The organism is Micromonospora sp. WMMC273 (assembly GCF_027460285.1).
Taxonomy (GTDB): Bacteria; Actinomycetota; Actinomycetes; order Mycobacteriales; family Micromonosporaceae; genus Micromonospora; species Micromonospora aurantiaca.
This window is the reverse complement of record NZ_JAPZBE010000001.1, coordinates 2,329,022-2,350,169: the sequence shown is the minus strand read 5'-3', so window position 1 is coordinate 2,350,169 and position 21,148 is coordinate 2,329,022. Positions and strand designations below refer to the sequence as shown.

The following is a 21,148-nucleotide window of genomic DNA, read 5'->3' as shown; positions in this document are numbered from 1 at the left end:
TCAGAGCAGCCCGGCCAGTTCCAGCTGGGTACGCACGCGGCCCGTCTCGGCCGCGTCCAGCGGCCGCAGCGGCAGCGACACCGCGTTGCCGGCGATGACGCCGAGCAGGGACAGTGCGGTCTTGAACGCGCCGACGCCCCGGGTGGCGCCCGCCGAGGTGGCCGGGTCGGCCGCGTCGACGATGCGGAACAGCCGGGTCAGGCGGTCCTGCTCCCGGCGGGCGGCGGTCCAGTCGCCCGCCACGCAGGCGCGGTGCAGCCGCACGTACCCGGCCGGGTCCACGTTGCCCAGTCCGGGCACCGAGCCGGAGCCACCGGCGAGCATCATCGCGTCGACCACCACCTCGTGGCCGGTGAGCAGGCTGAAGTCGCGCTCCGGCGCGTGCTCGGCGACGGCCAGCGCGAGCTGGCGGAACGCGACGTCGTCGCCGCTGGAGTCCTTGACGCCCGCCAGCACGCCGTCGGCGGCGAGCCGGGTCAGCAGGTCGACGGAGAGCTTGCTGTGCACGCAGACCGGGATGTCGTACGCCAGCAGCGGAAGCTCGACCGCCGCGGCGACGGCCCGGAAGTGCCGCTCGATCTCGTGCGGGCCGACGATGGCGTAGAACGGCGCGGTCACGACCAGGCCGTCCGCGCCCAGCCGGGTGGACGCCTCGGCGCGCTCCACGACCCGGCGGGTGGTGGGTTCGATACAGCCGGCGATGACCGGCACGGCGCCGCCGGCGGTCTTCACGATGGTCTCCAGGGCCAGGTCCCGCTGCCGGTCGGTGAGGAAGACCGTCTCGCCGGAGCTGCCGAGGGCGAAGATGCCGTCGACGCCGGCGTCGAGCAGCCACTCGACCAGCCGTTCCAGCGAGTGGACGTCGACCTCGCCCTCATCGGTCAGGGGGGTCACGGCCGGCGGCACGACTCCGGCGAACCGCGGGGCTGGGGTGGTCACAGGTTCTCCTCGACAGACTCAGATGTGGTGCGGCCGGTCGCCGAGGTGGCGAGCGCGACCAGTTCGGTGTTCGCGGTTCCGGCGGGCACCGGGTGGTGGCAGCGGAACTCGTGGCCCTCACCCTCGGCGGGGCGCGGCGCCGGCATGTCCACGGCGCAGCCGTCGGTGGCGGCCCAGCAGCGGGTCCGGAACGGGCAGCCGCTCGGCGGCCGGGTGGCCGACGGGACCGGACCGACCAGCGGGATGGGCTCGATCGGTGACAGCAGGCCCGGCGTGGCCGAGAACAAGGCCCTGGTGTACGGGTGCCGGCCGCCCTCGGGCAGCAGGGCGGCGGGCGTCTGCTCGACGATGCGGCCCAGGTACATGGTGACGACCCGGTCGCTGACCCGTTTGACGGTCTGGATGTCGTGCGACACCAGCACCATCGCCAGCCCGAGCCGGTCCTTGAGGTCCAGCAGCAGGTTGAGGATCTGGGCCCGCACCGACACGTCGAGCGCGCTCGTCGGCTCGTCGGCGATGACGAGACCCGGTTCCAGGGCCAGCGCGCGGGCGATGGACACCCGCTGGCGCTGCCCGCCGGAGAGCTGGCTGGGCAGCACGTCGGCGACCGAGCGGGGCAGGCCCACCAGGGCCATCAGCTCGGTCACCCGCTGCTCGCGCTGCTGCCGGGTGCCCCGGCGGTGCACGTCGAGCGGGTCGCGCAGGATGTCGCGTACCGGCATCCGGCGGTTCAGCGACGTGGCCGGGTCCTGGAAGATCATGCCGACGCCCGCGCCGATGTGCTCGCGCCGCTCGGCGGCGCTCATCGACCACACGTCCTTGCCGGCGAACGACACCGTGCCGGCGGTCGGCCGTTGCAGGCCGACGAGCACCTTTGCCAGCGTCGACTTGCCGCAGCCGGACTCGCCCACGATGCCGACCGTCTCGCCGGCCCGGATGACCAGGTCGGCGCCGGTGAGCGCGTAGACCTTCTCCCGGCTGAACATGCCGCCGCCGCGCGAGGCGTGCACCACGTGCACGTCGCTCAGCTCGGCGATCGGCCGGTGCTCGGCGGTGGCGCTCATCGGGCCGGCTCCTTCTCGCTGACGGTGACGGCGGGGTGGTGGCAGGCGTACCCGTGGCCGTCCGTGCCCTCCAGGGCGGGCGCGGTGCCCCGGCAGATCTCGGTCGCCATCGGGCAGCGGTCGGAGAACCGGCAGCCCTTCGGGAAGTCGGCCGGTGACGGCACCACGCCGCGGATCTGGGTGAGCCGTTCCGCGCCGGTCTCCAGGGACAGGACGGAACCGAGCAGGCCGCGGGCGTAGTGGTGGGCGGGCGCCTCCATCACGTCGGCGGTCACGCCGGTCTCCACGATCTGGCCGCCGTACATCACCACGACCCGGTCGCAGACGTCGCTGACCAGGGCGAGGTCGTGGCTGACCAGGATGAGGGCGAAGCCGAGCCGCTCGCGCAGGTCCAGCAGCAGCTTCATCACCTGGGCCTGCACCGTGACGTCGAGCGCGGTGGTCGGCTCGTCCGCGATGATCAGCTTCGGATCGCGGGACAGCGCCATGGCGATCACCACGCGCTGCCGCTGCCCGCCGGACAGCTCGTGCGGGTACGCGGCGAGCGTGCGCTGCGGATCCAGCCCGACCAGCCGCATGAGCTCCTCGGCCGAGCGGGTGCCGCCGCGGCGGATCATCTGGGCGAGCTGGGCGCCGACGCGCAGCGCCGGGTTCAGCGCCGACAGCGCGTCCTGGTAGACCATGGCGATCTCGCGCCCCATCAGGGCACGGCGGCCCTTGGCGTTCAGCTTCAGCAGGTTCGTGTCCTGGAAGCGGATCTCGCCACGTACCCGGGCGCCCTGCGGCAGCAGGCCCATCACCGCCAGGACGCTGAGCGACTTGCCCGAGCCGGACTCCCCCACCAGGCCGACGACCTCGCCGGGGCGGACGTCGAAGGAGAGCCCGTCGACGATGTCCACGCCGCGGTGGCGGCCCTCGAAGCCGATGGACAGGTCGCTGACCTGAAGGACCGGCTTGCCCTGCGGCAGCGGGCGGGCGCGTTCGCGCAGCCGCCGCGCCGCCTCGGCGAGGTCCGGCAGCTCGACCACCTCGCCGGTGCCGGGCTTCGCCTGCTCCAGCGCGTCGCCGCTGGTGGTGGACGTGACACGGCGCGCGGCCGGGGCGGCCCACGCGTCGGACATGCCCTCGGAGAGCACGTTGAGCGCCAGCACGGTGAGCAGGATCAGCAGGCCGGGGAAGAACGTGGCCCACCAGCCGCCGATCTGCACCATCTCCTTGCCGAACGCGATCACCGAGCCCCACGAGGAGGCCGCCTCCTGCGGGGCGAGGCCGCCGCCGATGAAGGACAGCGACGCCTCGAAGACGATCGCGTCGGCCACCATGACGGTGACGAAGACGAGGATCGGCGCGGCGCAGTTGCGCAGGACGTGCCGCCAGAGGATGTGCGGCCGCCGGGCGCCGATGATCCGCTCGGCGGCCACGTAGTCCTCGCCGTACTGGGACAGCACGTTGGCGCGGACGATGCGCGCGACCGACGGGGTGAACACGAAGCCGATCGCGATGACGAGGACCAGCAGGCTGTTCTTGCCGAACGAGATGATCAGCAGCGCGGAGAGCACGATCGTGGGGAAGGCCATGACCACGTCGAGGCAGCGCATGATGATCTCGTCGACGACGGTCCGGCTACTGCCGGCGATCGCGCCGAGGATCGCGCCGAGCACCAGCGCGATGCCGGCCGCGCCGAACCCGACGATCAGGGAGCGCCGGGTGCCGGCGACCAGCCGGGAGAAGACGTCCCGGCCGAGCTTGTCCAGACCGAACCAGAAGTCACCGTTCGGGCCGGTCAGCGCCGGTCCGAGCCCGGTCTGGGTGGGGTCGTGACGCAGCAGCAGCGGGGCGAGCACGCCGACGACGACGATGAGCGCGACGAAGCCGAGCGCGAACCGGGCCGCGAGACCGAGCCGGGCGAAGGCCATGCCGGGGCGGGACAGCCGCGTGGTGAGGGACCGGCGCATCAGTGGCCTCCGCGCAGTCGGGGGTTGGCGAAGAGGTAGAGGATGTCGACGACCAGGTTCACCAGGACGAAGCACAGCGCGATGGTCAGCACGGTGCCCTGGGCCAGCGCGGTGTCGTTCTGCTGGACGGCGCTCATGATCTGGGTGCCCATGCCGGGCAGCGAGAAGATCGCCTCGATGACGACGGTGCCGCCGATCAGGTAGCCGATCCGCAGGCCGAGCGCGGTGAGCGGGTTGACCAGCGCGTTGCGCAGCACGTTACGGCCGATCACCACGCGCGGCGGCAGTCCGGCGCCGATCGCGGTGCGGACGTAGTCCTTGTCGAGTTCCTCGACCATCGACGTCCGGACGATCCGGGCCAGCGAGCAGCCGACCGGTACGGCAAGCGCCAGCGCGGGCATGGCCAGCGACTGCAACCACAGACCGACCGAGTCGGCGGGGTTGACGTAGCCGCCGGTCGGGAAGATCGGCCGGCGGACCGAGAACTCCTGGATGAACAGCAGGGCCAGCCAGAACGAGGGCGTGGCGATGCCGGCCATGGAGACGATCCGGATGACCTGGTCGGGCCAGCGGTCCCGGTACAGGGCGGCCGGGATGCCGAGCGCCAGCGCGATGACGAGCGCGCCGACGACGCCGAGCGCGGTGAGCTGGATGGTCAGCGGCAGCGCCATGGCGATCTTCTCGGCGACCGGGACCGACGGCGGGAACGTCATGCCGAGGTCGCCGCGGACGAGGTCGCCGAGGAAGTGCAGGTAGCGCAGCGGCAGCGGGTCGTTCAGGCCGTTGGCGGCGCGGAACGCCTCGACCTGCGCCGGCGTGGCCTGGTCACCGAGGACGGACAACGCCGGGTCGATCGGGGAGAACTGCATGATCACGAAGACGAAGAGCGTGATGCCCAGCACCAGGGGGATCAGCGTCAGGAATCGTCGTGCGACCAGGTTCAGGACGGTCAGCATGGATTCTCTTTCTCGTGGCGGGGCGCCGGGACGCCCCGCCCGGCCGCACGGGTCACGTGGGGCCGGGCGGGACGCCTGCGGGGCCGGAACCCCGAGCGCGGGCTCAGCCGGTCCGGCCGGTGCCCAGGAAGTACAGGCCGGTGGTGGAAGCGCCGGAGAAGCCGTCCACCTTGGCCGGGTCGTACGCGGTGACGACCTTGGTGTGCAGGATCGGGTACAGCGGCACCTGGTCCGCCGCCATGTCCAGGGCCTGCTTCCACAGCGCCTTGCGGGCCGTCTCGTCGGAGGTCTGCGCGGCCTTGTCGAGCAGGTCGCTCATGGCCTTGCGGTCGGCGTCGCTCCAGCGGTAGCGCTGGCCCGGCCAGGTCTCGCCGAAGTAGTACCAGCGCATCAGCAGGTCGGTGTCGACGCCGAAGACGCTCGGGTCACCGGTGGCCATGAGCACCCGGAAGGTGTCCTTGGGGACGATGTCGCCGTAGATGGCCGAGGACGGCACGGTGTTGAGCGTGGCGTTGACGCCGATCTTCTTCCACTGCTCGATGACCAGCGGGGCGACGTCCTTGACCACCGAACTGTCGGTGGTGTCGAGCCGGAACGACAGGTTGGTGACGCCGGCCTCCTGGAGCAGGGCCTTGGCCTTGTCCGGGTTGTAGTCGTAGACGGTGGCGGCCTTCTGGTAGGCCTTGTTGCCCTCGTCGAGGTAGCTCGTCGCCGGGCTGCCGTAGCCGTTGAGCGCGGTCTTGATGACCGCCTCCTTGTCGATGGCGTAGTGCAGGGCTTGGCGCACCCGCTTGTCGCTGAACGGCGCGGCGGAGTTGTTGAACATGAGGAAGACCTGGTTGAAGGCCTGCTTCACGTCGATCGTGTACTTGTCCTTGAGCGAGTCCACGTTCAGGTACGGCACGGCCTCGATGGCCTGCACCCGGCCGCCCTGCAGGTCCGACACGCGGGCCGACGCCTCGGTGGTGGTGTTCCACGTCATCGTCTCGACCTTGGCGGCGCGCGGGCCGTTGTAGTTCGCGTTCTTGCTCAGCTTGATGCCGGATTCCTTGGACGCGCTGTCCACCTTGAACGGGCCGGAGCCGATCGGGGCGGTGTCGAACGCCTTGGCCGCGGCCGGGTCACCGGTCTTGGCCTTGGGGACGACCTTGATGACCGAGATCCGCTCGCTGAACAGCGCGAACGGGTACTTCAGCGTGAACTCGACGGTCGTCGCGTCCTTGGCGGTGACGGTGTCCAGGAACGACACGAAGCCCTGCATCAGCGGCGGCGCCTTCGGGTCCGCGGGCTTGAGCACGCGGGTGAAGGACCAGGCCACGTCCTCGGCGGTGACCGGGGTGCCGTCGGAGAACTTCGCCCCGTCACGCAGCGTCACGGTGTACGTCCGGCCGTCGGCCCCGGGGGTCGGGTCGCTCTTGGCCAGGGCGTTGTAGGGTTCCCGCGTGATCGGGTCGAGGTCGACGAGGCCCTCGAAGACGTGCTGGTTGACCGCTGTCGCCACGGCCGAGGAGGCGTTGCTGGGATCGAAACCGCTGGAGAGCGTGAAGGCCAGCGTCGCCTCGATGGACGTGCCCCCCTTCCCGTCGCCCACGGCGTTTGTCGAGGCGGGACCGCCACTGCAGGCCGCCAGCGCGACCGCGAGGCCGCCCGCGAGGGAGGCGACGGTCAGGGAGCGGACGCGGCCGCGCAGGGCGCGCCGGCTCCTCGACGGCTTACCGGTGGTGCTCACGTAGCTGCCTCCATAGGCTCTTCATGCGCTCGCGTGACCGCTCGCGCTCGGGGATGTGAAGCATAAGGTGTATGACGTCTGACGTCTGATGCCGGTAGGGTGAGGGTGTCAGATTCGGGAACGAAGGGCAAGGGGCAGATGACGACCATTGACGCCAGTCCGCTACGCGGCGCCGAGCGGCCCAGCCCTCGCCGACAGGAGGTCGCCACCAGGATCAAGGAGTACATCCTGCGCAACCGCCTCAAGCCGGGGAACCTCCTGCCCACCGAGACGGAGCTGTGCGAGGCCGTCGGCGCCAGCCGCTCCAGCGTCCGCGAGGCAGTGAAGATCCTCTCCGCGCTCGACATCGTCGAGGTGCGCCACGGCCACGGCACGTTCGTCGGCCGTATGTCCCTCAACGCCCTGGTGGAGAGCCTGACGTTCCGCGGCCTGCTCAGCGGCGAGGACGACCACCACGTACTGGCCCAGGTCGTCGACATCCGCCAGACGCTGGAGCAGGGACTGGCCGCCACCGTCATCGACGCCCTGGACGAGCGGCACCGTTCGGAGCTGTCCGCGCTCGCCGACGAGATGCACAGCCGGGCCGCCCGGGGCGAGGACTTCCTCGACGTCGACCGCGCCTTCCACCTGAAGCTGATGGAACCCCTCGGCAACGACCTGCTGGTCCAGCTCACCGAGGCGTTCTGGCAGGTGCAGGCCATCGTCGCGCCCACGCTGCAGACCGAGCCGGAGGACCGGGTCATCACCGCCCAGCGGCACCAGGCGATCGTCGCCGCCCTCACCGCCGCCGACGCGGCGGCGCTGCGATCGGCCGTCGCCGAGCACTACGCGCCCATCCGGGCGAGCATCGCCCGCGCCGCACAGACCTGATCCGCCGTACGCCGGGACCTGTCGTTCGAGCCTGATCGAAGGTCTCTGTCCCGGCGCACGCCCCGCACCGAAGCTGTCTTCTGACGGGCGCACCGGGCGCCCCGGACAGCCGAGGTGCACGTCATGGCGGTGGTGTCGCGCCGAGCGCGGTCGAGGTGGTACGCCGTCGCGGTCCCCGCCGCCCTCGCGGCGGCGGTGGCCGGGGCGCTGGGCGCGCGCCCGGACGTCGCGCCGCCGCCCGAGAGTCAGCGCGCGCCCGCGGTGAGTGCCGCCGCCGTACCGGTCCTGCCCGCCGCCGCCCCGGCCGCCGACGTGCGGTACGCCGCCACGCAGGTGCTGATCCGCGACTGCATGCAGCGTCGCGGTTTCCGCTACTGGCCGGTTCCCCGGCAGCCGGTGCCGGAGCTGCGAGAATTCCCGTACGGCCTCGACGACGTCTCCTACGCCCGCCGGTATGGATACGGCGGCGCCCTGGAACGCCGCCTCCAGGAGGCGATGGCGGCCGACCCGAACGCCCGGTACGTCCGGGAGCTGCCCCCCGAACGCGGCGCCGCCGCCGTACGCGCGGTCAACGGCGACCCCGGCGAGCCCGACGCCCTGCGCGCGACGCTGCCGGCCGGCGGCGTGCTGCGCCGCAGCAGCCACAGCTGCACGTCCGAGGCGGAGCGGCAGCTCTACCGCGACCTGCCCGGCTGGTACCGCGCCACGAAAGTCACGGACAACCTGGCCGGCCTGCGCGTCGGCCGGGTGCTCGCCGACCCCCGCTACGCCGACGGCGTACGGGCGTGGCGGCGGTGCATGCACGCCGACGGGCACGACGTGGCCGACCCGGCATCGGCCCGCGCGTCGGTGCCCGAGCCGGCTGCCGGCTCCGCCACGCCCGGCGAGATCAGGCTGGCGGTGGCCGAGGCGACCTGTGCGGCCCGGACCGGGCTCGGCCCGCTCGCCCGGCGGCTCGACGCCGAGCATCGGGCCGCCCTCGACAGGCGGTTCCACACCGAGGTCGCCGAACGCCTCCGCCTGGAGGCCGCCGCGCTGCCGCTGGCACGCGCCGTGCTGGCCGCCGGCTGACCCACCCCCACGACGTCCGTGGCGGCCCGCCACGGAAGGACCCGACTGAAGGGAAACACCATGAGAGCACTACGGTCCGCGCTGGCCACAGTGGTCGCGGCGGCAGCCGCGCTGGCCTTCACCGCCACCGCCGCCCAGGCCGCGCCCCGGCCGACCCCGCACGCGGACACGGCGCAGCGTGCCGCCGCGGGCAGCGGTTACCTGTACGTCAGCCAGGACGCCAACTGGGCCGGCCGGTGGTGCTGGTGGTACAACGCCGACAACAACTGGGACACGATCAACACGGCGGAGAACGCCAACTGCGACTACAACAACCGGGCAAGCATGCGCAACCTGGCGTCCTCGGCCTGGAACGACTCCAACACCGGCCGGCCGGTCGCCCTCTACATCCACCCCGACTACACCGGCGCGTACGCGTGTCTCGGCGCCGGCGAGGTGTGGGACAACCTCACCCAGCACACCTTCAACTGGGGCTCCACGCGGGGCGGCTACGGGGAGACCACAAACGACAACATCGCCTCCCACCGGTGGCGTACGAGCTGCAGCGCGGGCTGAGCTGGGACAGGGCGGGGCGGCAGCCGTGCGGCTGCCGCCCCGCCGCGTCCAATCCAGCGATATACGTCAATGTCGTGGACGAGACTGAGCGCGGCGGCGCGCGTCGGAACACTGTGCGTCATGGGGACGCTACGCATCCACTTCACGGCCGGGGACCTCAGCCGCACCCGGCTGGCGGCCCGGCCGGATCCACTGTGGGAGATCATCTGTAGCCTGCACCGCCTCCAGACCCGGGCCGGTTACGCGGGTTACGCCCGGTGGCACCGGCAGATCCGTCCGGACCTGGAGCGCGCCGGTCTCGTCCCGGTCGTCCGCGAGCGGCTCCTGCCCGTCGCGCCGCTCAAGCGCTACTTCCCGGACTTCCTCACACCGGGCCCCGTCACCGACCTCGACGAGGGGATCGACCGGGTGCTCGGCACCCCGGCCCGGCGGATCCGCACCGAACTCGGGCGGATGGTGACGCCCGTCGACGGCGCGTGGATGAGCGACCTGGCAGCCGGCCGGCTCGCCGCCCGGCACGGCCTCGGCGACGCGCTGCGCGCCTACTTCCGGGTCGCGCTCGCTCCCTACTGGACGCAGATCACCTCCGCCGTCTCCGGCGACCGGGCGCTGCGCGGGGCCTGGGTCCTCGACAACGGCGCCGGGCAGATCCTCGACGACCTGAGCCCGGAGACCTCCTGGGATCCGCCGGTGCTGTCCGTGCACGGCTACCCGGAGGACCGGGACATGCATCTCGACGGCCGGGGCATCACGCTGGTCCCGTCGTACTTCTGCTGGCACGCGCCGATCACGCTGGCCGACCCCGACCTGCCGCCGACGCTCGTCTATCCGGCGCGCCGGCAGCGAGCGGAACCGACGCCGCCGGCCGGCCCGCAACGCCGGCTCGGTCCGCTGCTCGGCCACACCCGGGTCGCGGTCCTGCGCGCCGCCGCGAGCGGCGCCACCACCGGCGAGCTGGCCCGGCGTGCCCGCATCTCGCCGGCCACCACCAGCCATCACACCACCATCCTGCGCGAGGCCGGACTGATCACCAGCCAGCGGCACGGCAACCTGGTGCTGCACCGGCTCACCGCGATGGGCGAGGCACTGCTCGGCGAGACGCACGGACCGGACCGCTGACGACTCCCCGGGCCGGACGGGGACGTCGACCGCAACCGATCCTTGACGGGCCGGGGTGAATCCGCCTAGCGTGCAGACATCGGACATCTGACGTCTTATAGCTAAGTCCGATTCCCCCTCCCCCGTCCGGAAGGAACCACGTGTCCCCTCGCCGCGCCATACCGCGCCGCGCAACCGTCCTCGCGGTGGCCGCCCTCACCCTCCTCTCCGTACTGCCCGCCACCGCTGCCCAGGCCGCCGCCCCCGCCGGTGTGACAGCCACCGTCGGTGCCGACTGCACCGCCGGCCGGCTGCTGCTCGACCTCGACAACCGCAGCGCCACGACGCAGACCTACACCGTCACCTGGCCCGGTCGCTCCGGCTCGCCGTGGACCCGCACGGTCGCCGCCGGTGGCAGCGCCGAGCTGTACTGGACGCTGTCCCCCGGCACGCCGTACACACTGCGCACGACGACCCCGACCGGCCTGGACGAGACCACCGGCGGCATCTTCCACTGCGGCACTGCCATGTCCGCGCTGGCCGGCTTCGACTGCACGAACGGCCGCCTCCAGCTCGCGCTGGAGAACCGCACCACGACGGCCCGCGACTTCACCGTCACCTGGCCCGGACGCACCGGCTCGCCGTGGACCCGCACCATCGCCGCCGGCGGCAACTTCCTGCACTACTGGACCGTCGGCGCCGGCACGCCGTACACGCTGCGGGTCACCGCGCCGGGCTTCGACACCACGCTGCGCGGCACCACCTCCTGCGACCTCGCCGCCGGCAACCCGCAGCTCGCCACCACCACGCTGCTGACCACGCAGACAGTGATCCGCGACCTCAACGGCGCGAACGGCCGCTACAACGGCACCGTCGCCTCGGTCCGCATCCCCGGCCTGGCCGTGAGCAACAACGGCACCGTCATCGCCGTGGCCGACGCCCGGGTCAACGGCTCGTACGACCTCGGCGGCGGCACCAACAACATCCAGATCGTGATGATCCGCAGCACCGACGGCGGGCGCACCTTCGAGCAGCCCCGCGTCATCCACGCGCCGCCCACCACCAGCGAGGGCGTCGGCGACCCCAGCCTGCTCGTGGACCGCGCCACCGGCGTCGTCTACTGCTTCTTCACCTACTCCCCCCGGCCCGGCATCAGCTTCTGGTCCGGCGGCTCCGGCCTGAACACCGCCGACGACCCGAACAGCATGCATCTGCGCTACATCACCAGCCGGGACGACGGCGCCACCTGGAGCGCCCCGGTCGAGCTGAACCCGGCCGTCAAGGACCCCACCTGGCGGCAGGTGTTCTTCTCCTCCGGCCACGGCATCCAGACCAGCACCGGCCGCCTGATCCAGCCGATCGCCTACCGGGACGCCGCGGGCACCAGCCACGCCGCGAACATCTACAGCGACGACCACGGCGCGACCTGGCGCCGCGGCGGATCCGCCGGCGCGAACATCAACGAGAGCAAGGCGATCGAACGCGGCACCGGCGCAGTGATGCAGAACATGCGGCACAACTCGACCCGCAGCCGCTTCTACGCCACCTCCACCGACGGCGCCGCGACGTTCGGTCCGGCGACGGCGAGCGCCGTGCTGACCGACCCGCTCTGCAACGCCGACGAGATGTCCTACCTGCGCCCGGCCGAGGTCGGCGCGAACCGCGCGCCGGTACGCACCCGCACGGCGCTGTTCAGCAACAACGCGCACCCGAGCGCGCGCAACGACCTCACCGTCCGGCTGTCCACCGACGACGGCGCGACCTGGCCGGCGCGGGCGCTGGTCAAGCCCGGCGGCGCCGGTTACTCGACGATGGCGGTCCTGGCCGACGGCACTGTCGGCAACCTGTACGAGGTGGGCGACACCGGCGGCATCTACTTCGCCCGGTTCAGCCTCGACTGGGTGAAGGGCGCCTGACCGCAGTGTCCCGCCCGGACAGCGGCGTCCGGGCGGGACACGGTCAGCGCTGCCAGCGGACCACGCCACCGACCACGGTGAGCGCCACGGTCAGGTCCCGCAGCCGCGCCGGTTCGACCCGGTACGGGTCGGTGGGCAGCACGATGAAGTCGGCGAGCATGCCGGGGCGCAGCCGGCCCTTCAGGTGCTCCTCGTAGGAGGCGTACGCTCCGGCCTCGGTGAAGCAGCGCAGCGCGGCGTCCAGGTCGAGCCGCTCGTGCGGGTCGACGCCGCCGGGTGGGGTGCCGCCGGGCTGCTGCCGGGTCACCGCGGCGTGGATGCCGAAGAACGGGTCGGGGTCCTCCACCGGGGCGTCCGACCCGAACGCCACAGTCGCCCCGGCGTCGAGCAGGCTGCGCCAGGCGTACGACGCCAGGCCCCGGCCGGCGAGCATCCGGGTGGTGAGCGGGATGTCGCTGGTGCAGTGCGTGGGCTGCATCGAGGCGATCACGCCGTGGCGGGCGAGCAGCGGGACGTCGTCCGGCAGCAGGTGCTGGGTGTGCTCGATCCGGTGCCGCAGCCGCGCCACCGGGCCGGGGCCGGCCGACTCGCGCCAGCGTGCGTACGCCCGCAGCACCATCCGGTTCGCCGCGTCGCCGATGGCGTGCGCCGCCACCGCGATCCCCGCCCCGGCGGCGGTCGCCACCAGCCGCTCGAACTCCTCGGCCGGGGTGACGGCGATGCCGTGGTTGCCGGGTTCCCCGTCGTACGGCTCGGTCATCAGGCAGGTGTGCGAGCCGAGCGCGCCGTCGGTGAAGATCTTCACCGGGCCGGTGCTCAGCCAGCGGTCCCCGTCCCCGGTGGCCCAGCCGGCGTCGATCGCCTCGTCCAGGGCGGTGGCGGGGATCGTCTTGTGCACCCGCAGCGGCAGCTCGCCCCGGGCGTACAGCGTCTCGTAGGCGGCGCGGGCGTCCTGCCCGTCGAGGTCGTGGATGCCGGTCAGACCGGCGGCGAGCAGCCGGGGCAGGTGGGCGCGGAGCTGCGCCACCAGGTCACCGGCGTGCGGGGAGCGCACCACCGCGTACGCCGCGTCGGCCGCCGCCTCGCGCAGGATGCCGGTCGGCTCGCCGTGCTCGTCCCGCGCGATCTGCCCGCCGGGCGGGTCGGGGGTGGCGGCGTCGATGCCGAGGCGGGCCAGGGCGGCGGTGTTCACCCAGATGGTGTGGCCGTCGATGCTCGGCAGCGCCGCCGGCCGGTCCGGGCAGACCCGGTCCAGGTCGGTGCGGGCCGGCTGCACCGGCCGGGTCCATCTGTTGCTGTCCCACCCGCCGCCGAGCAGCCAGGCGTCCGGCGGCAGCGTGGCGGCGTGTCCCGCGATCCGGGTCAGCGCCTCGTCGAGGCTCGCCGTGCCGCGCAGGTCCACCTGGTCCAGCCCGCGCACGTAGGACGCCGCGTGGATGTGGCTGTCGATCAGCCCGGGCAGCACGGCCGCCCCGCCGAGGTCGACCCGCCGCGCGCCGCCGCCGGCCCGGTCCCGGCAGTCGGCGAGGTCACCGACGGCGACGATCCGCTCGCCGCGGACCAGCATCGCCTCGGCGTACGGGCGGTCCGGGTCGAGGGTGTGGATGCGGGCGTTCTCGTAGACCGTGCCGCTCATGGGCTCCCCTGCCTCGGCGCTCGTACGGAGGGTCAGGACGTGCGGACCGGCGCCGTCTCCTCCGGCTCACCGGCCCGGTCCGCGCGGATCCGGTCGATGTGATCGGCCAGCTCGTCGGTGATCAGCAGGTCCCGCCGGATGTCGTCGTGCGGGTACGCGGTCCGCCCGACCATGTGCGCCGCGACCGGGGCGGTGGCGAGCTGGAACAGGCCGACCAGGACCAGCGTGGTGATGTCCACCCCGGTACGCAGCCGCAGCGCGCAGCCGAGCAGCACCAGCAGCAGCCCGAGCACCTGGGGCTTGGCCGCCGCGTGCATCCGCGACAGCACGTCCGGGAAGCGGACCAGCGCGATGCCCGCGGCGAGGCAGAGCAGCGCGCCGGCGATCAGGCAGACGCCGGCGACGATGTCCAGGATCGCGTCGGCGGTCACTTCGTGCTTCTCCGGGACGCGAACCGGGCGACGCTCACCGATCCGACGAAACCGACGAGGGCGAGGACGACGAGGACCGGCAGCGCGGTGGCGTCCCGGCTGTAGGCCGCCTCGGTGGCGATGGCCGCGACCGCGACGGCGAGCAGCACGTCGGTGGCGACGGCCCGGTCGAGGATGGACGGCCCGCGGATGATGCGGACGAGGGTGAGTCCACCGGCCGCGACGAGCAGCGCGGTGACGATCACGGCGACGACGGTCACGTCGGTGCTCCTTCCAGTTCGACCGAACCGGAGGGTTCGGCCTCGTCGTGGCGGATCCGGTCGCGCTCCTCGACCGAGCCGACGGCGGCGACGATGCGCGCCTCCAGCTCGAGCACGCTGCGCCGGAACCGTTCCACCTCGTCGGGGCTCCGGATCCCGATGACGTGCACGTAGAGCGTCCCGGTACTCCGGTCGGCCTCCAGGATGAGGCTGCCCGGCACCAGCGACAGCGCCTCGGCGTTGAGGGTGAGGTTGAGGTCGGTGTTCACCCGCAGGCGCACCGCGATGATCGCCGAGTGCGGGTGCCCGGGCCGGACGGCCAGCCAGGCCACCTGGGCGGACGCGACCACCAGGTCGTACAGGAAGCGGATCACGAACCGCAGAAGCGGTACCGGCCGGATCCGGCCGGCGAACGTGACAGGGGGAAGCGGGAAGACGACCAGCAGCACCGCCGCGACCACGAGTCCGCTGATCACGTTGGCCCAGCTGAAGGTGCCCCACAACAGCACCCAGACGGTGACCAGGCCGGTCACCGCGATGGCCCGGTTGCGCCAGCGGTCACGGCGGGTCAGCGGCGCTTTCGGCTGACTGGTCACGGCGGTCCCTCCGGGAACACGGCCTCGACGTACGGGGCACGGCGCAACAGGTCGTCGGCGGCGTCGGTGCTGATGTCGAACAGCGGCCCGGCCACCACCGTCAACGCCAGGCCGAGCACCACGAGGGCGGCGGTGGACACGGTCATCAGCCGGGGCAGCACCGCACCGGCCGGCGACGGGCCGTCGTGCGGCTGCTCGGCGCCGTCGGTGCGGGCCGCCTGCTCGGCGTCGCCGGGCTGCGGCATGTCCGCGTGCGGCGCCCGCCAGAAGGCGAGGTTCCACACCCGGGCGATGGCGTAGAGCGTGAGCAGGCTGGTGAGCAGTCCCCCGGCGACGAGCGACCAGGCCAGGAACCCGCCGTCGTCCACGCCGGCCTGGACCAGGCCGAGCTTGCCGAGGAACCCGGAGAACGGTGGTATGCCGGCCAGGTTCAGCGCGGGCACGAAGAACAGCACCGCCAGCAGTGGTGACAGCCGGGCCAGGCCGCCGAGGCGGTCCAGCGCGGTGCTGCCGCCGCGTCGCTCGACCAGGCCGGCGGCGAGGAACAGCGTGGTCTGGATGGTGATGTGGTGCACCACGTAGAAGATCGCCGCGGACAGGCCGAGCGGGGTGGTCAGGCCGACCCCGAACAGCATGTACCCGATGTGGCTGACCAGCGTGAACGACAGCAGCCGTTTGATGTCCGACTGCGCGACCGCGCCGAGGATGCCCACCACCATGGTCAGCGCCGCTATCACCATGAGCAGGTCGGCGGTGCGGCCGCCGGGGAACAGCAGCGTCTCGGTCCGGATGATCGCGTACACGCCGACCTTGGTGAGCAGGCCGGCGAAGACCGCCGTGACAGGCGCGGGCGCGGTCGGATAGCTGTCCGGCAACCACGCCGACAGCGGGAACACCGCCGCCTTGATGCCGAAGGCGAGCAGCAGCATGCCCTGCAGCACCAGGCGGATGTCGTCGGGCAGCGCGTCCAGGCGGTCGGCGAGCTGCGCCAGGTTCAGCGTGCCGGTGGCGGAGTAGACCAGACCGATCGCCACCAGGAAGATCAGCGACGAGAGCAAGCTGACCACGACGTACGTGGTGCCGGCCCGGATCCGCGTCTCGGTGCTGCCCAGCGTGAGCAGCACGTAGCTCGCCACCAGGAGGATCTCGAAGCCGACGTAGAGGTTGAACAGATCGCCGGAGAGGAAGGCGTTGCACACGCCGGCGGTCAGCACCAGGTAGGTCGGGTGGTAGACCGACAGCGGCGTCTCCTCGTTGCCGTCGGCCATGCCCTGCCCGATGGAGTAGACGAGCACGCACAGGGTGACCGAGGCGGACACCACGAGCATCAGCGCGGCGAGCTGGTCGGCGACGAGCACGATGCCCATCGGCGCCACCCAGCCGCCCACCTCCACCACGAGCGGGCCGTCCAGCGAGGAGCGGACCAGGAGCATCGCGGCCACCGCGACGGTGGCGGCGAGCACGATGATGCTGACCCACCGCTGGGCGCGGGCCCGGCGGGCGAGCAGCAGGGTGAGGGCGGCGCCGAGCAGCGGCATCACCACCGGCAGCGGGACGAGCCAGGTCATCGGACGGCCTCCGCCTCACCGGCGGCGAGCACCCGGGCCTCGGGGCTGCCGTCGGCGGCGTCGACGGTGTCCGAGTCCGAGGTGCCCGGGCCCTCGTCCCGGTCGGCCAGCTCCATGATCCGGCGGTCCTCGACGTCGTCCTGCACCTCGTCGTGCCCGTTGAGGTGCCAGCTCCGATAGGCCAGCGCGAGCAGGAACGCGGTCATGCCGAGCGTGATCACGATCGCGGTCAGCACCATCGCCTGGGGCAGCGGGTCGGACATGTCCTCCTGGACGGTGGTGCCGACGATCGGCGGGCCGCCGGCCCGGCCGCCGGTGAGCAGCAGCAGGTTGGCGCCGTTGCCGAGCAGGATGACCCCCATCAGGACACGGGTGAGGCTGCGTTCCAGCAGCAGGGTGACGCCGGTGGCGAACAGGACGCCGATGACCACGACGTAGACCAGGTTGGGGATGTTCGGGCTCACACCAGCTCCTCTTCCCGTACGCCGGCCGGTTCGGTCTCCTGTTCGTCGACCTCCTCCTGGCGGTCCATCTCGGCGCCCAGGCTGCGCAGGATGTCCAGGACGAGGCCGACCACGATGAGGTAGACGCCGACGTCGAAGAAGACCGACGTCACGAAGTGCACGTGGCCCAGCAGCGGCAGGTGGAAGTCGAGCGTCGCGCTCTGCAGGAACTCGCCGCCCAGCAGCATCGCGGCCACGCCGGTGCCGACCGCGACGAACAGGCCCGCGCCGAGCACCAGGCCGGCGTCGACGGGTGCGGCGCCGTTGAGTTCGGTACGCCCGCCCGCCAGGTATCGCACGGCGAGTCCCAGCCCGGCGACCAGCCCGGCGGCGAAGCCGCCACCGGGGGCGTTGTGGCCGGAGAAGAGCAGGTAGATCGAGAACAGCAGGATGGCGTGGAAGAGCAGGCGGGTGACCACCTGGAGGATCACCGACTGCTGCCGGGAGGTCGCGCCGCTGGTCAGCCAGCGCGGGCGCGACGACTGCTGCCGGCCGGCGCCGGGGATGCCGCTGCGCAGGTCCAGCGCGCGGGAGCGGCGGAAGATCAGACTGGCCACGCCGGTGGCGGCCACCACCAGCACGGCGATCTCGCCCATCGTGTCCCAGGCCCGGATGTCGACGAGCGTCACGTTGACGACGTTCTTGCCGCCGCCGTAGGAGACGGCCTCGTCCGGGAAGCCGACCGAGATCGGCGTGGCGGTCCGGCTTCCCGCGGCCACGTACGCCATCCCGGCGGTGACCACGCCGACGGCGACGCCGAGCGCGACCCGGAACCGCCGGGTGGCGCGGATCGGGCGGGCCGAGAACCGGCGCGGCAGGCGACGCAGCACCAGCACGAACATCACGATCGTGACGGTCTCCACCAGGAACTGGGTGAGCGCGAGGTCGGGCGCGCCGTGCAGGATGAACATCAGCGCCGTGCCGTAGCCGGTCACGCCGACCAGGATCATCGCGGTCAGCCGGCGGCGGGCGCGCGCGGCCACCAGTGCCGCGACCACGATGACCGCGCCGGCGACGGCCTGCAACGGGGTGTCCCAGAGCTGGAACCGGCTGACCCACGGCGCGCCGGCGAGCACCGCGCCACCGGGCAGCACGACCAGCACCAGCAGGATGACGCCGAGGTAGAAGGGCAGCGAGCCGCGCTGGGTGGCGCCGGTCAGCTCGACCGCCGCGCGGTCGACCGCGCCGGCCAGCCGGTCGTAGCCGGTGGCACCGTCGAACGGCAGCCGCGGCAGGTGGGGCCGGCGCCGGTGCAGCAGCAGGAACAGCCCGAGACCGGCGGTCACCGCCAGCGCCGACAGGCCCAGCGCCGGGGTCAGGCCGTGCCAGAGGGCCAGGTGGTAGCCGGGGTCGGCGGTCGGGAACTGATCGGCGTACGGGGCCAGCACCCGGTCCACCGCCGGGGCGAGGACGCCGACCGCGAGACCGGCGAGGGCGAGCACCGCCGCCGGGCCGATGAACGCCGGCTCGATCCGGTGCGGCCGGGTCTCCGCGACGCCGGGCTTGGCGGCGAACGCGCCCCACAGGAACCGCGCGGTGTACGCGACGGTCAGCGCCGAGCCGGCCACCACCCCGGCGAGCACGACCAGTTCGGTGGTGCCGCCGTGCAGGAACGCCTCGAGCGCTGCTTCCTTGGCCACGAAGCCGATCAGCGGCGGCAGGCCCGCCATCGAGGCGGCCGCGAGTCCGGCGACCGCCGCCAGAACCGGCGCGCGCCGGCCCAGCCCGCTGAGCTCCCGCAGGTCGCGGGTGCCGGTGACGTGATCGACGACGCCGACGACGAGGAACAGTGTGGCTTTGAACAGGGCGTGCGCCAGCAGCATCGCGGCGCCGGCCAGCGCCGTGTCCCGGGTGCCCGCGCCGAGGATCACCATGAGCAGGCCGAGCTGGCTCACCGTGCCGTACGCCAGCAGCAGCTTCAGGTCGACCTGCCGCAGCGCCGTCCAGCCGCCGAGGAACAGCGTGATCAGGCCGCCGGCCAGCAGGACGCCGCGCCACACGGTGGTCTGGCCCACCGCCGGGCCCATCAGCGCGGCCAGGAACACGCCCGCTTTGACCATCGCGGCGGCGTGCAGGTATGCGCTGACCGGCGTGGGCGCGGCCATCGCGCGCGGCAGCCAGAAGCTGAACGGGAAGATCGCCGACTTGCTGGTCACGCCGAGCAGGACGAGCACCAGCGCGACGGTGAGGTAGCCGCCCTCGGGCAGGTTCCCGGCGATCTCCGACCACCGGTACGAGCCGGCGTGCTGGCCGAGCATCACGAACCCGGCGAGCATCGCCAGGCCGCCCAGCGTGGTCACCAGCAGCGCCTGCATCGCCGCGCGGCGGCTGGCCCGCTTGGTCGGGTCGCTGCCGATCAGCAGGTACGAGAAGACGGTGGTGAGTTCCCAGAACACGTACAGCAGCAGCAGGTCGTCGGAGACCACCAGGCCGAGCATCGCGCCGGCGAACGCGACGAACACCGCGGCGAACCGGCCGAGGCCGGGATCGTCGGAACGGAAGTAGCGCGCGCTGTAGGCCAGCACGAGGGCGCCGACCCCACCGACGAGCAGCACCAGCAGCCAGGACAGCGTGCCCATGCGCAGTGCGAGTTCCAGACCGAGCTGCGGCACCCAGGTGACGGTCTCGACGACGGGCCGGCCCGCGCGGACCGGTTCGGTGCGGGTCACCGCCCAGATCAGGGCCGCCGCCGGGACGGCCGCCAGCAGGTAGAGAGCCCGCCGACCGAGGAGGCGTACCAGCACGGGGGCGGTCACGGCTGCGAACGCATGGACCGCCACCAGAACCAGCACACACACTCCTCAAGATCGACCTGCGGTACGTCAACCCTAACCGGCGATTCGGCGAGGCGGTATGTCGAGAGAATCACGCGAACGTGTCGTGTCGGCTCCGCTGCGTTTCGGGTAAGGAGTGAGGTTTGCTTTGCCCGGTACACCGGTCGGCGTCCGGCGGTCGCCCCGATAGGGTTGTCGGCGTGCTGCCGATGCGAGCCGCCCTGGCGGGCACCACCGGGAACGCGATGCTGATGGGCCTCGCCGAGGTCAGCACGCCGGTCGGCTGGGTGCTGCTGCCGGGACTGCTCGGCGTCTCCGCCCGGCCCCGGGTCGCGGCGCTGGTGTCGGCGTGGGCGGGCGTGCTGGTCGCGCTGTCCGTCGTCGTACCGGTGGTCCCCGGCCACCGCAGTGATCCGCAGGCGCTGCTCGCCTCGGCGGCCGGCCTGGCCGCGGTGCCGCTCCTGGCCTGGGCGCGCCGCCGGACGCGGACCGCTGCGGTGACGCGCGCCGCCGCGCCGCCGGACGTCGCGGTGTTCACCGTGCCCGCCGGGCCGGGAAGCGCCGCGCTGGCGATCTGCGGTACGACCGGCGAGATCGGCGCCGCCGTACCGGTCCGCGGTGGCGGGCTGCGCGTCCTGCTCGGCACTGTCACCGGCGCCGCGCTGGACACGCCCGCCGGACGCCGGGCGATCGAGCAGGCGTTCCGCCGGGCCGCCGCCGGACCGCGGCGCACCGTGCCGCACCTGGCCGGCGCGCTCGAGAAGGTGGTCCGCGACCTCGCCCCGGCGGGGCACCTGCGCGCCACGATCGTGGAGGTGGACCGCGCCGGATCGGTCCGCGCGATCCGGTGCGGATCACCGGATCTCGTCGTCGTCGCCGGGGACCGCGCCGACCCCGCAGGAGTGCCGGCCGGGCCGGCGATCGGGTCCACCGAGCCGGGCGGGCACGCCGCGCCCGGCCCGGTCACCGGCCGCCGGATCGCCGTCGTCGGCACCGGCTTCACCGACGCGCACCGCGAGCGCTGGCTGCACGTACTCGATCAGGTGGCCGCCGGCGACGACCCGGCGCGGGCCGCGGAGCTGCTGACCCGCGGGCCCCGGGGCGGGCGGCGCACCGGCCCGGCGCTGGTGATCGACCCGTCGTCGCGGGCATGACACAGGCGGCGCACGCGGGCCGGTCGCCGGACGGCCCGCCTAGGCTGATGCGATGGGCCGGCGTCCGGTGCCG

At 73.0% G+C, this 21,148-nt stretch carries 18 protein-coding genes; 6 read left to right on the top strand and 12 right to left on the bottom strand.

The window, feature by feature from the left end:
* The 5 genes from O7611_RS10895 to O7611_RS10875 form a co-directional block, all read right to left on the bottom strand.
* Complete coding sequence (locus O7611_RS10895) at positions 1 to 939, bottom strand: dihydrodipicolinate synthase family protein (RefSeq protein ID WP_194800018.1); 939 nt, start codon at positions 937 to 939, stop codon at positions 1 to 3.
* On the bottom strand, positions 936 to 2,003 hold the full coding sequence (locus tag O7611_RS10890; RefSeq protein ID WP_269696736.1) for an oligopeptide/dipeptide ABC transporter ATP-binding protein: 1,068 nt from the start codon (positions 2,001 to 2,003) through the stop codon (positions 936 to 938). The genes O7611_RS10895 and O7611_RS10890 overlap by 4 nt, the downstream gene beginning before the upstream one ends.
* Positions 2,000 to 3,958: a dipeptide/oligopeptide/nickel ABC transporter permease/ATP-binding protein gene (locus O7611_RS10885; RefSeq protein ID WP_269696735.1), complete on the bottom strand. Its 1,959-nt coding sequence runs from the start codon at positions 3,956 to 3,958 to the stop codon at positions 2,000 to 2,002. Before O7611_RS10885 ends, O7611_RS10890 begins: the two co-directional genes overlap by 4 nt.
* Positions 3,958 to 4,914: an ABC transporter permease gene (locus O7611_RS10880; protein ID WP_013285836.1), complete on the bottom strand. Its 957-nt coding sequence runs from the start codon at positions 4,912 to 4,914 to the stop codon at positions 3,958 to 3,960. Before O7611_RS10880 ends, O7611_RS10885 begins: the two co-directional genes overlap by 1 nt.
* 103 nt (positions 4,915 to 5,017) lie before the next feature.
* On the bottom strand, positions 5,018 to 6,643 hold the full coding sequence (locus tag O7611_RS10875) for an ABC transporter substrate-binding protein (protein WP_269696734.1): 1,626 nt from the start codon (positions 6,641 to 6,643) through the stop codon (positions 5,018 to 5,020).
* 138 nt (positions 6,644 to 6,781) lie between these two features.
* Here O7611_RS10875 and O7611_RS10870 point away from each other — a divergent pair, with 138 nt between their 5' ends.
* From O7611_RS10870 to O7611_RS10850, 5 genes are all read left to right on the top strand, one after another.
* The gene (locus O7611_RS10870) at positions 6,782 to 7,513 is read left to right on the top strand and encodes a FadR/GntR family transcriptional regulator (protein ID WP_194800014.1); all 732 of its coding nucleotides are present in this window, start codon (positions 6,782 to 6,784) and stop codon (positions 7,511 to 7,513) included.
* A 123-nt stretch (positions 7,514 to 7,636) separates the two neighbouring features.
* Positions 7,637 to 8,584, top strand: coding sequence for a hypothetical protein (locus O7611_RS10865; protein WP_194800013.1), 948 nt, complete (start codon positions 7,637 to 7,639; stop codon positions 8,582 to 8,584).
* Positions 8,585 to 8,644: 60 nt separating this feature from the next.
* Positions 8,645 to 9,139: a hypothetical protein gene (locus tag O7611_RS10860; RefSeq protein WP_194800012.1), complete on the top strand. Its 495-nt coding sequence runs from the start codon at positions 8,645 to 8,647 to the stop codon at positions 9,137 to 9,139.
* 120 nt (positions 9,140 to 9,259) lie between these two features.
* A complete protein-coding gene (locus O7611_RS10855) occupies positions 9,260 to 10,258 on the top strand; it encodes an ArsR/SmtB family transcription factor (protein WP_194800011.1) in 999 nt (332 codons plus the stop codon).
* 185 nt (positions 10,259 to 10,443) lie between these two features.
* The gene (locus O7611_RS10850) at positions 10,444 to 12,153 is read left to right on the top strand and encodes an exo-alpha-sialidase (protein WP_269696733.1); all 1,710 of its coding nucleotides are present in this window, start codon (positions 10,444 to 10,446) and stop codon (positions 12,151 to 12,153) included.
* Between the two features lie 43 nt (positions 12,154 to 12,196).
* On the opposite strand, the gene O7611_RS10845 is transcribed toward O7611_RS10850, so the two are convergent.
* Genes O7611_RS10845 through O7611_RS10815 form a run of 7 tightly spaced genes read right to left on the bottom strand, consistent with a single transcriptional unit; the run spans position 12,197 to position 19,939 of the window.
* Positions 12,197 to 13,789 (bottom strand): amidohydrolase, encoded by a 1,593-nt coding sequence (locus O7611_RS10845; RefSeq protein WP_269696732.1) that lies wholly within the window; start codon positions 13,787 to 13,789, stop codon positions 12,197 to 12,199.
* A 32-nt stretch (positions 13,790 to 13,821) separates the two neighbouring features.
* Entirely contained in the window at positions 13,822 to 14,220 is a 399-nt protein-coding gene (gene mnhG / locus O7611_RS10840; protein WP_194800008.1) for a monovalent cation/H(+) antiporter subunit G, read from the bottom strand.
* Positions 14,217 to 14,480: a monovalent cation/H+ antiporter complex subunit F gene (locus tag O7611_RS10835; RefSeq protein ID WP_135239653.1), complete on the bottom strand. Its 264-nt coding sequence runs from the start codon at positions 14,478 to 14,480 to the stop codon at positions 14,217 to 14,219. The genes mnhG and O7611_RS10835 overlap by 4 nt, the downstream gene beginning before the upstream one ends.
* Positions 14,477 to 15,076: a Na+/H+ antiporter subunit E gene (locus O7611_RS10830; protein WP_194800007.1), complete on the bottom strand. Its 600-nt coding sequence runs from the start codon at positions 15,074 to 15,076 to the stop codon at positions 14,477 to 14,479. Before O7611_RS10830 ends, O7611_RS10835 begins: the two co-directional genes overlap by 4 nt.
* Positions 15,073 to 16,644: a Na+/H+ antiporter subunit D gene (locus O7611_RS10825; RefSeq protein ID WP_194800006.1), complete on the bottom strand. Its 1,572-nt coding sequence runs from the start codon at positions 16,642 to 16,644 to the stop codon at positions 15,073 to 15,075. Before O7611_RS10825 ends, O7611_RS10830 begins: the two co-directional genes overlap by 4 nt.
* Entirely contained in the window at positions 16,641 to 17,108 is a 468-nt protein-coding gene (locus O7611_RS10820) for a Na(+)/H(+) antiporter subunit C (RefSeq protein WP_194800005.1), read from the bottom strand. The genes O7611_RS10825 and O7611_RS10820 overlap by 4 nt, the downstream gene beginning before the upstream one ends.
* The gene (locus O7611_RS10815) at positions 17,105 to 19,939 is read right to left on the bottom strand and encodes a Na+/H+ antiporter subunit A (RefSeq protein WP_194800004.1); all 2,835 of its coding nucleotides are present in this window, start codon (positions 19,937 to 19,939) and stop codon (positions 17,105 to 17,107) included. Before O7611_RS10815 ends, O7611_RS10820 begins: the two co-directional genes overlap by 4 nt.
* A 191-nt stretch (positions 19,940 to 20,130) precedes the next feature.
* On the opposite strand from O7611_RS10815, the gene O7611_RS10810 reads away from it, so the two are divergent.
* Positions 20,131 to 21,075 carry a hypothetical protein gene (locus tag O7611_RS10810; protein ID WP_269698080.1) on the top strand — a complete coding sequence of 315 codons (945 nt, stop codon included), beginning with the start codon at positions 20,131 to 20,133 and terminating at the stop codon, positions 21,073 to 21,075.
* Positions 21,076 to 21,148: the final 73 nt, after the last annotated feature.